Genomic DNA, 14,219 nt, shown 5'->3' on the forward strand with positions numbered 1-14,219 from the left:
TGAAGGCGGTCCATTCGGCCTGGTCGAAGGCGAGGTGGGGGCGGTTCGGGTTCTTGTCGTCACCGAGCCAGACGTCGCCGTTGTCGAAGCGCGCGATGATTACGCAGCTGCCGTTATCGTCAGCGGAGAAAGGGGACTTGATCCAGGCGGCATCAGTCGACTTGTGGTCGTAAGGGTTGTGATTCTCGCTCACGTCAGCTCTTCCAACCTGCGCTCAAGGGCGGTGATGGTGTCCTCGGGTGACAACGCGCAGCGCTCAACACGGCCAATGGCCCGCTCGGCTCGTCGTACGTCGCGTCCCGTTCTACGCGGGAGCATACCGCCGACTGCTTCGATGAAGACGAATCCCCCTTCTGGATCTCCAGGGAAGCGCATCAGCACCACGCCTGATGCCAGAATTCCAGGCCTGCCAGCACTGAGTGGCACCATGCGGACGGTCACGTTCGGGTACTGAGTCACTTTGATGACGTGCCGGATCTGATCAGCCAGAACCCTCTGATCTCCGGCCACCAGCAGGGCGACCTCTCCGAAGTACGCCTCGAAGTTGAGCGGGTGGCTGTCGGTGAGCCTGCGCTGGCGACGAATCCTGACCTCTGTGGCGGCCTCAATCTGTTCGTCATTGGGGGCGCTGAGGCTGGCCGCGATCATCTCGGTTGCGTAGCCCTCGGTTTGAAGCAACCCGGGGAACGCGGCAGGGAAGTATTCGGAAATGTGCGAGGCGTCGGCTTCGAGGTCAAGGTACTCCGCGAAGGCTGAGGTGATGCTGTCGGCAAAGTCCAGTCCGCGCCACCAGCGCCTTGCAGGGCCGTCGCTGAGCAGGCTCTCGAAGTCCTCGCGTTCTCGCCCCTCGATGCGGTAGTGATCGAGCAGCGTCTTCAAATCGGCCGCGCTGATCTGCTGGTGGGCACGCTCGATTCTGCTGAGGCGAGCGGCGTTCCAGCCCTTCAGGCCCTCTGTGACCTCGGTCAAGGTCTTGTTGTTGTACAGCCTCCAGTTGCGCAGCTCGTCGCCGAGGCGGATCTGCCTGATCGCTGACAAGTCCTTGCTCAAGTGGCGCCCCTCCCTCTGAGTTTGGGTCCAGTCTCGCCATGATGCGCGGGCGACTCAACCCGTTTCAAGATCCACGGATTTGTGATTGCGTTCGGGTTGCGAGTTCGATTTGATGTCGGCCACACTCACCGTGACCGCACGAACACGCCACTGAAGGTGTGGGGTGACTCATGTCCACCTTGCGTAACCCGGTCCTCCGAACCTGGGAGACCACCCTCACCGAGCACGAAACCTCGGTCCGTACCGCCCGCCGCCTGGTCCGTGACCAGCTCACTTCCTGGGGCTGGGTCGGTGACCCGGTCGACGACCTCGTCCTCATCGCCTCCGAGTTCGTGACCAACGCCGTCGTCCACGCCTGTCACGGCGACGGCGAAGTCCGGCTCTACCTCCAGGAGTTCGACGGCGAATGCCGCCTCGAAGTCTGGGACCCCCGCGGCGACCTCCCGCTCCTGGAGCGGCGGCCGGGCCGTCTCAACGAGTGCGGCCGCGGGATCGAACTCGCCCGCCGGCTCGCCGTCGACTTCGGGGTGATCGCGCGGTGCGGCACGGGCAAGCGCGTCTGGGCGCGCGTCCTCCGTGCCGCGAACAGCAACGTTCCCTCGCCCGAAAGTTGAGCGTCATCAAGCTCGCCACCACGGCCGCGATCACCGCCGCCAGCCTCGCCCTCGCCTGCTTCGCCGCGGACCTCGTTCCGCCGCGCGAGCCGGCCACCGCCGACGTCGTCTGGTGGACCACCCTGGCCGCCGCCCTGATGACCGGCATCAACCGCCACAGCGACAACTCCGACGACGACAACGACTGAACCGAGGCCGCTCACCCCATGACGACCATGCACCCCGCCGCCATCGCCTTCCGCGACCCGGCGGCCCTCCGCGCCCGCTGCGACATCGGCAACGTCCGCAGAGTCCACGGCGAGCTCGACTACGAGAACGGGGCCGTCGTCCCCGCCGGCGACTGGTCCCCGCTCCCCGAGGACCACCCCGAGCGCTACGCGCCGGGCCCCTTCACCAAGGACAGCGGCCTGATCGAGTTCTTCCGCCTCCCCGGGACCGTCACCGACGTCCACACCGTCGCCGCGCTCGTCGACCTCCTCGGTGATCCGCTGCACGTCGCCCTCGAACCGGCCGAGGACCCGCCCGGCGAGCTGGTCACCCACCGGTTGCCCGAGAACGGCCGGTGCCTCGGCCTGCATGTCGACAACCACCAGAACCTGCCGTACCCGGACCGCGACACCGCCCGCCGCCGCCTCTGCGTCAACCTCGGTCCCGGCAGCCGCTACCTCCTGCTCGCGGACACCGACATCAAGTCCATCTGCCGTACCGTCCACGACCGTTACGAGACCCACTGCCCCCACACCGACGACCTGCGGATGTTCGTCGCCCTGCGCAGACCGCTCAAGGTGCTGCGGGTCCGCATCGACCCGGGGGAGGGCTGGCTCGCCCCGACCGCCGTGCTGCCGTACGACGAGTCGACGGAAGGTGCGGAAGGTGCGGAAGGTCGGGCCCGGTGGTCGACCACCGCGTCCTGGCTCGGCCACTGGGGGCGCGACCTCTTCGACCCGCTGATCTGATCGTGCGCCGATCACTCTCCGCACACACCCCGATCGGCGGGGCGGGCGCGGGCCGCGCCGTTGCGCACTTTGGAGCGCGGCAGGTCTGAGGGGCGCGCAAGAGGTGCCACGCGCCTTTGTTCGCGCCCCTTCATGGTCGAGATCCCTCGCGTGCCCGGCCTCGACGATCCGGGGCTGCCGGCGACTATCTGACCGCGCGTTCGGGCAGGCTCGGGCGGACACCGATCGAAGGAGGCCGTGATGGCCGCAGTGCACGAATCCGTACTCGACGCGATCGGCGGGACGCCGCTGTTCCGCCTCGCCCGGCTCGGCGCCGGGCTGCCCGCGCCGATCTACGCCAAGGCCGAGTTCCTCAACATCGGCGGCAGCGTCAAGGACCGCGCCGCGCTGTCCATGGTGCTGGCCGCCGAGCGGGACGGCCTGCTGCGGCCGGGCGGGACGATCGTCGAGGCGACCTCCGGCAACACCGGCATCGGGCTGGCCATCGTCGGGCGGCAGCGCGGCTACCGGGTGATCGCCGGGGTGTCCGACAAGTCGGCGCCCGAGAAGTCCGACATCCTGCGGGCGTACGGCGCCGAGGTGGTGCTCGCTCCGACGGCCGTGCCCGCCGAGGACCCGGCGCACCTGTTCAACGTCGTGCAGCGGCTGGTGGAGGAGATCCCCGGCGCCTGGCTCGCCAACCAGTACGACAACCTGGCCAATCCTGACGCCCATGTGCGCTCCACCGGCCCCGAGATCTGGGAGCAGACCGGTGGCCGGGTCACCCACTTCGTCGCGGGCGTCGGCACCGGCGGGACCGTCACCGGCACCGGCGGGTACCTCCAGCAGGTGTCCGGCGGCTCGGTGACCGTGATCGGCGCGGACCCGGAGTCCTCGATGTACGGCGGCGGGGACGGCAGCCCGTGGTTCGTCGAGAGCATCGGGCACTTCCTCCACCCCGGCACCGTCGAGGACCGCTGGCCGCAGGCCTACCGCTCGGAGGTGGTGGACGCCTTCGAGTGCATCCCCGACCGCGAATCGCTGCTGACGGCCCGTCGGCTCGCCCGCGAGGAGGGCATCCTGGCCGGGCCCTCCTCGGGCACGGCGGTGGCGGCGGCGCTGCGGGTGGCGCGGGGGCTCGGGCCGGACGACCTGGTGGTGGTGCTGCTGCCGGACTCCGGGCGGTCCTACCTGTCCAAGGTGCACAGCGACGACTGGATGCGGCAGTGGGGCTTCCTGGAGTCGGAGTCGGAGTCGGAGGCGGGGTCGGAGGCGGCGGACGGTCTTCGGCCGCTGCTCGCCGGGGCCGGCCCGCTGGTCGCGGTCGACGCCGGTGCGACGGTCGGCGAGGCGCTGGAGGCGCTGCGCGCCGTGCCCGGCGGGGTGGCGCCGGTGGTGCTGGCGCGGGCGGCGAGGCCGTACGGGGTGAGCGCGACGGAGGTGGTCGGCTCGGTGTCGCGGGCGGTGCTGGAGGCGGCGCTCGCGGACGGCGGCGCCAAGCCCGGCGATCCGTTGGGTGATTCGTCGGGAGATTCGCCGGGTGGTCCGTCGGGCGCGCTGGTCGGGCCGGCGCTGCCGGCGGTGGGCGTCGGGCAGTCGCCGACCGAGGCGCGGGCGGCGCTGGGGGGCGCGCACGAGGCCGTGTCGGTGCTGGTCGACGGGCGGGCGGTGGCGGTGCTGTCGCGGGCGCGGCTTGAGGACGCGGTCGGCTAGCGGGGCCGGTCAGCGGGCTCGGCGGTTTCAGCGGGCCCAGCGGTTTCAGCGGGGCGTCGGCGTGGCCAGGATGGCCGTGATCACCCGGTCCAGCGAGCGGTCGAAGGCGGCGTCCGGATCGGAGGGCGGTCCGGACGCCGCGAACGCCTGGGCCAGGTGCGGGTATTCGCCGCTCATGGCGGCCCGGGTGAGGTAACCGACCAGCTCCGCCTGCCACTTGGCGCCCGAGGCCGCCGTCTGCTCGTACTGGGCGTACTGGCAGACGAAGCCGTTGAACAGGGCCATGGCCTCCATCCGGGCGCCGCCGTCCAGGCCGGTGGAGGCCGTGACGGCGAGGAAGTGGTCGGTGTAGCGCAGGGCGTTGGGGCCGATGCCCGGGCGGGCGAGCACCAGGGCCGGCAGCCAGGGGTGGCGGCGGAAGATGGCGAGTTGCTGGCGGGCGAGCGCCGCCAGGTCGGCGCGGACGTCGCCGCTCGGCGCGGCCGGCAGCTCGTACTCGGCGGTGACGGCGTCGAGCATGAGGTCGAGCAGGTGCTCCTTCTTCGGCACGTAGTTGTAGAGCGACATGGTGCCCGCCCCGAGGGCGGCCGCGACCCGGCGCATGGAGGCGGCGTCCAGGCCCTCCGCGTCGGCGATCTCGACGGCCGCGGCGGCGATGGACGTCCGGCTGTGGGCCGGTTTCGGTCCGCGGCCGGTGCGTTCGGGGCGCAGCCAGATCAGTTCGGGCGCCTCGGGGGCGGCCGGGCGCTCGCTGTTGCTGGGGGGTTCGTTGGACGGCACTGGATGATCACCTCGCCCCCATCTTAGATACGTACGACGTACGTAGTAGCATCTGACCCACGCTTCTACGTACGCTGTACCTAGAGAAGGGGCAGAGCCATGTCCGACACCGCCCGACCCGCCATCGAGATGGCAGGCGTGGAGAAACGATTCGGGACCACCGAGGCCCTCCGCGGCCTCGACCTCGCCGTCCCCGCCGGCACCGTCTGCGGGTTGCTCGGCCCCAACGGCGCCGGCAAGACCACCGCCGTCCGCGTCCTCGCCACCCTCGTCGCCCCCGACCGGGGCACCGCCCGCGTCGCCGGACACGACGTCGCCACCGCCGCCGAGGACGTCCGCCGGGCCATCGGCCTCGCCGGGCAGTACGCCGCCGTCGACGAGGGCATCACCGGGCGCGACAACCTCCACCTGTTCGGCCGGCTGCACCGCCTCGGCGCCCGCCGCGCCCGCGCCCGCGCCGACGAACTGCTCGAACGCTACGGCCTCACCGAGGCCGGCGACCGGCTCGTGCGCACCTACTCCGGCGGCATGCGCCGACGCCTCGACCTCATCGCCAGCCTGGTCACCAGCCCCCCGGTGCTCTTCCTCGACGAGCCCACCACCGGGCTCGACCCGCGCAGCCGCCAGGAAATCTGGGACACCGTCAAGGAGTTGGCCGACGGCGGCACCACCGTGCTGCTCACCACCCAGTACCTGGAGGAGGCCGACCGGCTCGCCGACGACATCGTCGTCGTCGATCACGGCGCCGCCATCGCCACCGGCCCACCGGCCCGGCTCAAGGCCGCGATCGGCAGCCAGCTGTCCGTCACCCTCGCCGACCCGGCCCAACTCGCCGCCGCCGCCGTGGTGCTGTCCACCCTCTCGGGCGGCGAAGCGCAGGTGGACGCGGCCGAACGGACCGTGACGGTGCTGACCCGGCCCGGCGTCTCCGTCCTGCTGCCCTCGCTGGTACGGGAGTTGGACACCGTCGGGATCACCGCCGAGGACGCCGCCGTACGGGCCCCCTCGCTGGACGACGTGTTCCTCGCGCTCACCCGCGAATCCGCCGAGAACCCGAGGAGGGCCGCCTGATGGCCGCCATGTACGCCCCCGCGCCGATGCCGTCCCGCCCCGCGCCGACACCGTCCCGACCGGCCCGGCTGGCCGTCGACACCTGGACGTCGATGCTCCGCATCCTCCTCAACTACCGCCACTCGCCGGGCCTGTTGGCCGCCTCGCTGGGCGTCCCGGTGATCATGGTGGTGGTCTTCGGGTACGTCTTCGGCAGCGCCATGCGGATCCCGGGCGGCGGCGACTACCGCGAGTTCCTGATGCCCGGACTGTTCGCCATGGTCGCCACCAACGGCGTCATGGTGACCATGGTCGGCGCCGCCCGCGACGTCGGCCGCGGCATCACCGACCGGCTGCGCTCCATGCCGGTCTCCCGCACCGGACTGCTGCTCGGGCAGACCCTCGCCGACCTGCTGGTCAGCGTCGTCGTCCTGACCCTCCTCGCGCTCGTCGGCCTCGCCGCCGGCTGGCGCGTGCGCGAGGGCGCCGGTGCCGCGGCGGGCGCATTCGCCCTGCTGCTGCTCTTCCGCTTCGTGATGACCTGGGTCGGCACCTGCCTCGGCCTGGCCATCGGCAAGGAGGACGCCGCCGGCCAACTCTCCGTCGCGGTCTTCCCGATCGCGATGGTCACCAACGCGTACGTCCCCACCGGCGGCATGCCCGGGTGGCTGCGGGTCGTCGCCGACTGGAACCCGGTCAGCGCCGTCGTCCAGGCCTGCCGCGAACTCTTCGGCAACCCCTCCGCGGCCGGCGACGCCTGGCCCATGCAGCACGCCCTCCTCGTCGCGCTGCTCTGGAGCGGTCTGCTGCTCGCGCTCTGTGTGCCGCTCGCCGTACGGAAGTTCGCCACGCACGGGCGCTGAGCGGGGCGGTCGGACGTTCGTCCGCCAGTTCGCCCGCCAGTCCGTCCGTCCGCCTGTTTCGTCTGACGGAATGTGCTGGACACCGACGCCGGTACGGCCGAAGGTGGGCGCCATGGAGTACACCCACCTCGGCCGCACCGGCCTGACCGTCTCCCGACTCTGCCTGGGCACCATGAACTTCGGCCCCCACACCGAGGAGTCCGAGGCCCACCGCATCATGGACACCGCCCACGAGCGGGGCATCAACTTCTTCGACACCGCCAACGCCTACGGCCGCGACAGTGAGGGCAACCTCAGGGGCCGGACCGAGGAGATCATCGGCCGCTGGTTCGCCCAGGGCGGCGGCCGCCGCGAACGCACCGTCCTCGCCACCAAGGTGTACGGGCCGATGGGCGACTGGCCCAACGAGGGCAAGCTCTCCGCCCTCGGCATCCGCCGCGCCGTCGAGGCCAGCCTGCGGCGCCTGAACACCGACCACATCGACCTGTACCAGATGCACCACATCGACCGGGACACGCCCTGGGAGGAGATCTGGCAGGCGATGGAGGTCCTGGTCACCCAGGGCAAGATCATCTACGTCGGCTCCAGCAACTTCGCCGGCTGGCACCTCGCCCAGGCCCAGGAGGCCGCCCGCTCCCGCCACTTCCTCGGCCTGGTGAGCGAGCAGTCCCTCTACAACCTCCTCGACCGCACCATCGAACTGGAGGTCATCCCCGCCCTCCAGCACTACGGCCTCGGCCTGCTGCCCTGGTCCCCGCTGCGCAGCGGCCTCCTCGGCGGCATCCTCCGCAAGGAACGCGAAGGCACCCGCGTCCGCGGCGCCCTGCCCCAGACCGACGCACTCCTCGCCACCCACCGCGACCGCCTCCAGGCCTACGAGGACCTCGCCGCCGACCTCGGCACCGAGCCCGCCGACCTCGCCCTCGCCTGGCTCCTCACCCGCCCCGCCGTCACCGCCCCCATCATCGGCCCCCGCACCCCCGCCCACCTCGACGCCGCCGTCGCCGCCCTCGACCTGAAGCTCGACCAGAAGACCCTCGACCGCCTCGACGAACTCTTCCCCGGCCACCAGCCCGCCCCGGAGGACTACGCCTGGTAGCCGCGCCCGGGCGCTGTCCTGCCCCGGCGGTACGACCGGGGCAGGACAGCGGGGCGGGGGCGACCCCGGGGCCGTCTCAGGGAGCGGGCGAGGCGGCCGCAGGTCCGGGCGCGGTGGTCGCGGTGGTCACGCGAGGTCCTTCCAATCGAGCCCCGGGAGCGGGGGAGCGATCACCGAAGGCGACAAGTCGTCCTCATAGATGGGGAGTTCGTCGATACCGAGGGTGCTGAGCAGCCCGACGGTGGGCACCCGGTAGCGGCGTCCGGTGCGGACCACCGGACAGGGGAAGGCATCGCGATGGACGAGGCTGTAAGCGGTGCCCAGGCACATCCCGAAGGCACGGGCGGCGGTTCGCAGGTCGACGGCCAGCGGGAGGCCGAACAGTTCGGGGAAGGTGAGCGGACCTTCGGCGTGGACGGTCATCGACCCGCCCCCGCCGAACGGAGGGAGAGCGTCCCGAGCCGCGGTCCGCGGTGGGGCCGACGGGTGCGCTGGACCACCTCGCGCAGGCCGAGGTGGTCGGCGAGTTCGCTGAGCCGCGCACCCTCGACCGCCGAGCGAGAGGTGAGGCGCAGCGGCGCGGCCAGGCCGCCCGGTGGCGGGATCGTGAGATCCCGGAAGTCCTCGGTCGACCCCGAGGTGCGGGCGTCGGCCACCGCGACGATGTCCTCGACCGGTCGCCCACCCGAGGCCGAGCGGCGGGCGAAGTCCCATCCCCGGCGGCCCGCGGCTTCGAGCAGTCGCGGGCCGACATCGGGATCGTCCGGGGAGACTTCGGCCAGCCGTTCGACCAGGGCGAGCATGGCCTCGGACTCGACATCGCGCCGGTCCGCGCCCAGACGGGCCGAAGTCTGGCGGGCGACCCGCTGAATCCGAGGCAGGGCGAGCCACACCACGGCCTCGACCCACCCGGTGACCTCCGTCGAGCCGATCGCAGCGGCCAACGAGTCGTGTTGGGCGAGTGCGACGGCACGACGCCAGACCTCGGAGCGCAGCGCCTCGTCCCCCGGGCGCTCGTACAATCCTGCGCGGGCCTGCGGCAGGTCGAGGTGGACGGCCGTTCCGCCGAGCTCGACCGGGAGGACGTCCGGCCGCAGATGGGCGGCGGTGGTCACCCGCTGGTGGATGACGTCGAGCACGCTGTTGTACGTGATCAGAGCCATGGGTCGGTTTCTCCAGCCGAACGGTGCGGGTCGAGGAGGTTGTCGGAGGGGGTGGGGATGTGCGGCCCCGCCCGGTGGGTGAGTTCCTTGCCGGGCTTGCCGGGCTTGCCGGGCATGCCCGGCGGCTTGGTGAGGCCCTTCAGCTCGACGCAGTGCAGGCCGGAGATCGGCGGCAGGGGTCGATTGACGATGTCGGGCAGTGGCCGGGGTTCGGGCATGGCGGCCTCCTGGAACGTACGGTCCGGGCGCGTCGACCGGGCGGTCGAGCTGATGACCAGGAGTCTGCGGCCCGGCGGCGAGAATTAGGGGGCCGGAGGCCTCTTGACGATGTGGGGTGTGCCACAGCTTCATTCGTGGACGATCCAAAGGCGCGGCAGGGTAGCACCCGATCCGGGGGAGGTGCCCGGGTGTGTGACAACTTTCCTGACGTGCAGCCTGGTTGGGGTGCGGTGCCCCTAATCTCTCGCCATGACCTTGTGGGGAAATTCGACGGCGGAAAAGGCGTTCGCGCTGAATCGAACATTTCGGGATCACCTGTCCGGCGCCGATTGGGAGGGAATCCTCGGTTCCGCCAAGGTGAGGAGGCTTCGCAAAGGCGGACAGTTGATGCGGCAGGGCGCCGAGGGTGACACGGTGTCCTTCCTGAAGGAGGGCACCGTCCGGATCGACCAGGACGGGAAGCTGATCGTCCTCCGGCACAGTGGCGATCTCCTCGGGGACATGGCCGTGTTCGGCCGCCGCCGACTGCGGACGGCCACCGTGACGGCGTACACGGACTGCGAAGTGGTCACCCTTGCGGGGGAGCGGTTCAGGAGTCGCGCGTTCCAGGACGCGTACGGGCCGGCGATCTGGTCGTACGTCATCGGCCGGCAGTGGGAGACCCAGGTCCTGTCGCGGTCCGACGACAACGTGGCGCGGCTCGCGTGGCTCCTGGCGCCGCTGCTCGACAACGAGGAACTCGCGGTGAGCGGGCCCGACGGCGTGCACCTGCGGGTCGCCCAGAAGGACCTCGCGGACTGCTTGGCCATCGGCCCCAAACTGCTGCGGCAGCTCACGGCGCAGCCGCCGTTCGGCGGGATGCCGGAGGGGCGTCGCAAGCTGACCCTCGTGACCGACCCGGAGGGCCTGCTGGCGGCCGCCGCGCGGCTCGGCGGGCTGCCGTGAGCGGTTGACGGCCGCTGTCACGTCGCGTGTCACGTCGCGGCGATCAGGGCGGCGCCGGTCTCGAACACGTGGTGCCAGGCCTGGTCCAGGAGATAGGCGCCGTTCATGCCGTGTTCGGCGAGGCGGAGGAAGTCGCCCCGGCGGGTGAAGTCGGCGGCCCGGCGGAGGGGTTCTCGGCGGTCGGCGAGGTAGTGGGTGGCGGCGGACAGGGCGAGGGCGGCGAGGAGGCGGCGGGGTTTGGGGCGGAGGCCGAGGGCGCGGGTGCCGAGGAGGAGGGCGGTGGCCTGGGTGGCGGTGTAGGCGGCGACGTGTGCGGTGCATGCGCGGCGGCCGGCCGGGGTGGGTCGGCCCTTGGCGCCGGCCTGGTGGTCGGTCTGGATCCAGTGGTCGGCGAGGGTGGCGGAGGCGCGGAGGAGGGCGTAGGCGGCGGCGAACGCGGCGGCGCGGGAGGCGGGTTGGGGGGTGGGGGTCGGCGTGGACGTGGACGTGGGCGTGGGCATGGGTGCGGGCATGGGCATGGGTGTGGGCATGGGCATGGGGCTCCGATCGGTGGGGTGAAGGTTTCCTGGTGGGGCGGCCTGCTGTGGTAGCAAGGCAGGCATGACGGAACGGCCGGGCGGGCGCAGCTCGTACCACCACGGATCGCTGCCGGAGGCGCTGGTCGCCGCGGCGTTCGAGCTGCTGGACGAGTACGGGCAGGAGAAGGTGAGCATGCGGGAGGTGGCGCGGCGGGCCGGGGTGTCGGCGGGGGCGCCGTTTCGCCACTTCGCGGACCGGCAGGCGTTGTTGACGGCGCTGGCGGACCGGGTGCTGGCGGACTTCGCGCGGTGCCAGGAGGCCGAGGTGGCGGCGGTGGATCCGGCCGAACGGTCGGCCAGGGGGTCGGTGATGCGGGCGGTCGGGCTCGGGTTCGTCCGGTACGCGCTGCACCATCCGCACCGGTTCGATCTGGTGCGTTCGCGGGTGTTCGTGGCCTCGCGGGAGCCGGAGCTGCGGGATCAACTGGAGGGCATGGACCGGGCGTTCACCGGTCTGATCGTGGCGGACCAGGAGGCGGGCCGGTTGCGCCCGGGGGATCCGGGGCTGATGGGGCTGGCCGGGCAGGCGCTGGTGTTCGGGCTGGCGCAGATGATCGTGGACGGCTACCTGCCGGAGGAGGAGGCGGAGGAGCTGGCCGGGAAGGTGCTCGACACCTTCGGCCAGGGAATCGCCAACCTTCCTTCGCAGTAACCGATTTGTGCGTGCAGCGAGCCTTGACCGGGTTTTCCGGCCCTGATGTAATCACCGATTACATGGGGTGCGGGAGGCTGAGATGTCCATGGGAACGACGTTCGTCCGATCGATGTTCGCCAAGCCGACGCCGGGCTACACCACCGCCGGCGCCACCGGCGACACCGTGGTGCTGCTGATCGGCATGCGGATCAACCGCTTCTGGGCCGTCCACCACTGGGGCCCGGTGATGTTCGCGATGTTCCGGATGCTGTACGAACTGGGGCGCAGCCCCGAACGCGGCCTGCGCGGGCGGATCCTGCTCACCGCCTCGCCGCGCACGTACTACGTCGTCCAGTACTGGGAGTCGAAGGAGAAGCTGTACGGCTACGCGAGCGCGCCGGACGGCTTCCACCACAGCGTCTGGGGCATCGTCAACCGCAAACTGCGGGAGGGGAAGGCCCGTCGGCACGTCGGGCTGTGGCACGAGACGTACGTGGTGCCGGAGGGCGGGTACGAGTCGATCTACTTCGACATGCCGCCGTTCGGTCTCGCGGGCGCCACCGGCTCCCTGCCGCTGGAGGCGCGCGGGCGCCGCGCGTCGCAGCGACTGGCCTACCGGTCGGGGGAGGGCCCGCAGGAGGGCTCGAACGAGGGCCGGCAGGAGGGCGCCCAGGAGGGCGCGAAGGAAGGCTCGAAGGAGGCCTCAGGGGAGGCCTCGGGGCAGCGCGTGCCCGAGTAGGGGTGCTCACCGGGCGCTCAGGGAGTGTCGCGGGTCGGCCCGGGCGCCGCGGCATGAGAGCGTCGGGGGATGGCGGAGGAGCAGGGCGGGATGCCGACGGGCGCGCCGAGAGGTGTACGGGCGGGCGCGCCGACCGGCGCACCGACCGGAGCACCGGCGGGCGCACAGCTGGGCGGGCCGACGGGCGGGCCGGTGGTGCACGAGGTGCCGTACCACGCGCAGTGGGAATCGGCCGAGCTGGTGCGGGTGATCATCGACGGACAGGTCGACGCGGCCGAGGACCCTCGGTGGGGGCAGTCCGGTGCGGCCAGCCCGGAGGAGTACGCGTGGTGGTCGTGGCGGCTGTGCGGGGTGGCCTGCCTGCGGATGGCGCTCGACCACTGGTGGGGCCTGGCGCCGCCGGCGCTCACGCTGGCCGGGGAGTGCGTGGCGGCGGGGGCCTACGTCCGGGACGGCGAGAGCCTGCGCGGACTGATCCACACGCCGTTCGCCGACTACGTCCGGCGGCGGTGGGGACTGGCCGCGCAGGCAAGGGAGTTGGCGCCCGCGGAGCTGGCGGCCGAGGTGGCCGGCGGGCGGCTGGTGATGGTGTCGGTGCACCCCGCGATCCGGGAGCCGGCCGGTCCGGCGCCGGTGCGGCGGGGCGGACACCTGGTGCTGGTGGTGGGCGCCACGGACACGGCGGTGGTGATCCACAACCCGTCCGGATTCCCGGGGGAGTCGCAGTCCTTCGCGCACGTCCCGTGGCGGTCGTTCGAGCGCTTCTACGCCGGGCGGGGGATCGTCCTCGGCCCGCCGGGCACGGGTGGAGCGGGTGGCGCCCGATCGGTCCCCGACCAGCAACCGGTCGGGAGCTGACCGGCGGCTGGTCGGGACCTCGTGAGGAGCTGGTCAGGAGCTGGTCGGAGGCTGACCAACCCCCGGTCGGGGGCTGATCATGGGCTGACCGACCCCTGGCCGGGGGCTGATCAGGGGTTGTCCGGCAGGCCGGCCGGGTTGACCGGGAGCTGGCTGCGACAGAGCGTCGATATCGGCTTCAACGCGCCAGCCAGGCGGTCGAGTTCGGCGCGCGGGTAGTCCTCCCAGACCCGCGCCGCCGCCAGGTCGGTGGCGGCCTCCAGGGACTGGTGCCGGATCCGGCCGAGTTCGGTCACCGAGCCCGCCGTGGTCAGCCATCCCCGCTCGACCAGGCGCGCCGCGGCCGCGTCCCACTCCTCGTCCGTCCACCCGCGCATCGGCTGGAGCATCTCGCGCCGGACGTCCATCGCGCACCGGATCACCAGCGCCTCGCACCCGTCCAGGCCGGCCGCCACCAGGGCCGCCACGTGGCCGTCCCCGCGGTGCTCGCGCATCACCGTGGCGGCCTGCCACAGCCGTTCGTACAGGCCGGAGGGGCGGGGCAGCGCGGCGTTGGCGGCGGCCAGCACCCGGCCGACGCAGTCGAGCCGGCCCGCGGCCCGCTCTAGGGCCTCCACCACCAGTTCGACCTGCGCCGGGTCCACGTGCTCCAGCAACCGGGCCAGCGCCGCCGCCGAGCCCTTCAGCCGGGCGGCCAGCGCCTCCTCCGGGCTGGCGTGCGTCCACACCTCCGGCAGCGCGCGCTCGACCATCGCCGGGGAGAAGCTGAAGAACGCGGCGATCACCGGCGGCGCGTCCACCGCACCCAGCGGCGCCGACCGGCTGGCGAAGTAGCCGCGCCAGCCGCCGCGCAGTCCGGCCGCCTCGTAGGCCTCGCGGCTCTCGGGCAGGAAGTAGGTGACGGAGTGCACCGGTTCGAAGAGCCACCACAGTGCACGGGCGGGGTGGACGAGATCGGCCATCGAAGGACCTTCCTCGG

The 14,219-nt window shown here is 72.1% G+C and carries 19 protein-coding genes; 11 read left to right on the forward strand and 8 right to left on the reverse strand.

The annotated features are described in order from the left end of the window. A partial coding sequence (locus ACFVTF_RS24455; RefSeq protein WP_387816453.1) for a DUF397 domain-containing protein occupies positions 1 to 193 on the reverse strand: 193 nt, incomplete at its 3' end. Continuing rightward, complete coding sequence (locus tag ACFVTF_RS24460; protein ID WP_387816455.1) at positions 190 to 1,050, reverse strand: helix-turn-helix domain-containing protein; 861 nt, start codon at positions 1,048 to 1,050, stop codon at positions 190 to 192. The genes ACFVTF_RS24460 and ACFVTF_RS24455, both read right to left, overlap by 4 nt. Positions 1,051 to 1,220: 170 nt before the next feature. On the opposite strand from ACFVTF_RS24460, the gene ACFVTF_RS24465 reads away from it, so the two are divergent. The 4 genes from ACFVTF_RS24465 to ACFVTF_RS24480 all read left to right on the forward strand — a co-directional run bounded on the left by ACFVTF_RS24465 (position 1,221) and on the right by ACFVTF_RS24480 (position 4,312). After that, positions 1,221 to 1,664, forward strand: coding sequence for an ATP-binding protein (locus ACFVTF_RS24465; RefSeq protein ID WP_387816457.1), 444 nt, complete (start codon positions 1,221 to 1,223; stop codon positions 1,662 to 1,664). Further along, positions 1,661 to 1,852, forward strand: coding sequence for a hypothetical protein (locus ACFVTF_RS24470; protein ID WP_371516163.1), 192 nt, complete (start codon positions 1,661 to 1,663; stop codon positions 1,850 to 1,852). The genes ACFVTF_RS24465 and ACFVTF_RS24470 overlap by 4 nt, the downstream gene beginning before the upstream one ends. A gap of 18 nt (positions 1,853 to 1,870) precedes the next feature. Continuing rightward, a complete protein-coding gene (locus tag ACFVTF_RS24475; protein WP_387816459.1) occupies positions 1,871 to 2,620 on the forward strand; it encodes a hypothetical protein in 750 nt (249 codons plus the stop codon). Between the two features lie 240 nt (positions 2,621 to 2,860). Further along, positions 2,861 to 4,312, forward strand: coding sequence for a pyridoxal-phosphate dependent enzyme (locus ACFVTF_RS24480; protein ID WP_387816461.1), 1,452 nt, complete (start codon positions 2,861 to 2,863; stop codon positions 4,310 to 4,312). Positions 4,313 to 4,357: 45 nt separating this feature from the next. Here the strand turns inward: ACFVTF_RS24480 and ACFVTF_RS24485 are convergent, their stop codons facing one another. Then, on the reverse strand, positions 4,358 to 5,092 hold the full coding sequence (locus ACFVTF_RS24485; protein WP_371516160.1) for a TetR/AcrR family transcriptional regulator: 735 nt from the start codon (positions 5,090 to 5,092) through the stop codon (positions 4,358 to 4,360). Between the two features lie 99 nt (positions 5,093 to 5,191). On the opposite strand from ACFVTF_RS24485, the gene ACFVTF_RS24490 reads away from it, so the two are divergent. The 3 genes from ACFVTF_RS24490 (at position 5,192) to ACFVTF_RS24500 (ending at position 8,104) form a co-directional block, all read left to right on the forward strand. Beyond that, the gene (locus ACFVTF_RS24490) at positions 5,192 to 6,163 is read left to right on the forward strand and encodes an ATP-binding cassette domain-containing protein (protein WP_387816463.1); all 972 of its coding nucleotides are present in this window, start codon (positions 5,192 to 5,194) and stop codon (positions 6,161 to 6,163) included. Next, entirely contained in the window at positions 6,163 to 7,005 is an 843-nt protein-coding gene (locus tag ACFVTF_RS24495) for an ABC transporter permease (protein WP_387816465.1), read from the forward strand. The genes ACFVTF_RS24490 and ACFVTF_RS24495 overlap by 1 nt, the downstream gene beginning before the upstream one ends. Before the next feature lie 112 nt (positions 7,006 to 7,117). Continuing rightward, entirely contained in the window at positions 7,118 to 8,104 is a 987-nt protein-coding gene (locus ACFVTF_RS24500) for an aldo/keto reductase (protein ID WP_387816467.1), read from the forward strand. 126 nt (positions 8,105 to 8,230) lie between these two features. On the opposite strand, the gene ACFVTF_RS24505 is transcribed toward ACFVTF_RS24500, so the two are convergent. Genes ACFVTF_RS24505 through ACFVTF_RS24515 form a run of 3 tightly spaced genes read right to left on the reverse strand, consistent with a single transcriptional unit; the run spans position 8,231 to position 9,485 of the window. Continuing rightward, a complete protein-coding gene (locus tag ACFVTF_RS24505) occupies positions 8,231 to 8,527 on the reverse strand; it encodes a DNA-binding protein (RefSeq protein ID WP_387816468.1) in 297 nt (98 codons plus the stop codon). Continuing rightward, positions 8,524 to 9,267, reverse strand: a complete 744-nt coding sequence (locus ACFVTF_RS24510; RefSeq protein WP_387816471.1) for a hypothetical protein — start codon at positions 9,265 to 9,267, stop codon at positions 8,524 to 8,526. The genes ACFVTF_RS24505 and ACFVTF_RS24510 overlap by 4 nt, the downstream gene beginning before the upstream one ends. Then, positions 9,258 to 9,485 (reverse strand): hypothetical protein, encoded by a 228-nt coding sequence (locus ACFVTF_RS24515; RefSeq protein WP_387816472.1) that lies wholly within the window; start codon positions 9,483 to 9,485, stop codon positions 9,258 to 9,260. The genes ACFVTF_RS24510 and ACFVTF_RS24515 overlap by 10 nt, the downstream gene beginning before the upstream one ends. Before the next feature lie 250 nt (positions 9,486 to 9,735). On the opposite strand from ACFVTF_RS24515, the gene ACFVTF_RS24520 reads away from it, so the two are divergent. Next, positions 9,736 to 10,431, forward strand: coding sequence for a Crp/Fnr family transcriptional regulator (locus tag ACFVTF_RS24520; RefSeq protein ID WP_387816474.1), 696 nt, complete (start codon positions 9,736 to 9,738; stop codon positions 10,429 to 10,431). A 29-nt stretch (positions 10,432 to 10,460) separates the two neighbouring features. Here the strand turns inward: ACFVTF_RS24520 and ACFVTF_RS24525 are convergent, their stop codons facing one another. After that, complete coding sequence (locus ACFVTF_RS24525; RefSeq protein WP_387816476.1) at positions 10,461 to 10,931, reverse strand: hypothetical protein; 471 nt, start codon at positions 10,929 to 10,931, stop codon at positions 10,461 to 10,463. Positions 10,932 to 11,031: 100 nt separating this feature from the next. Between ACFVTF_RS24525 and ACFVTF_RS24530 the strand changes: the two genes are divergently transcribed. The 3 genes from ACFVTF_RS24530 to ACFVTF_RS24540 all read left to right on the forward strand — a co-directional run bounded on the left by ACFVTF_RS24530 (position 11,032) and on the right by ACFVTF_RS24540 (position 13,240). After that, positions 11,032 to 11,661 carry a TetR/AcrR family transcriptional regulator gene (locus ACFVTF_RS24530; RefSeq protein ID WP_371516149.1) on the forward strand — a complete coding sequence of 210 codons (630 nt, stop codon included), beginning with the start codon at positions 11,032 to 11,034 and terminating at the stop codon, positions 11,659 to 11,661. 112 nt (positions 11,662 to 11,773) lie between these two features. Continuing rightward, on the forward strand, positions 11,774 to 12,382 hold the full coding sequence (locus tag ACFVTF_RS24535; RefSeq protein WP_387816557.1) for a DUF4188 domain-containing protein: 609 nt from the start codon (positions 11,774 to 11,776) through the stop codon (positions 12,380 to 12,382). Between the two features lie 69 nt (positions 12,383 to 12,451). Further along, positions 12,452 to 13,240 (forward strand): C39 family peptidase, encoded by a 789-nt coding sequence (locus ACFVTF_RS24540; protein WP_387816479.1) that lies wholly within the window; start codon positions 12,452 to 12,454, stop codon positions 13,238 to 13,240. Between the two features lie 110 nt (positions 13,241 to 13,350). On the opposite strand, the gene ACFVTF_RS24545 is transcribed toward ACFVTF_RS24540, so the two are convergent. Then, complete coding sequence (locus ACFVTF_RS24545; RefSeq protein ID WP_371516147.1) at positions 13,351 to 14,202, reverse strand: hypothetical protein; 852 nt, start codon at positions 14,200 to 14,202, stop codon at positions 13,351 to 13,353. Between the last annotated feature and the right edge of the window lie 17 nt (positions 14,203 to 14,219).

Origin of the sequence: Kitasatospora sp. NPDC057940 (assembly GCF_042887425.1) — a bacterium.
In the GTDB taxonomy this organism is placed as follows: Bacteria; Actinomycetota; Actinomycetes; order Streptomycetales; family Streptomycetaceae; genus Kitasatospora.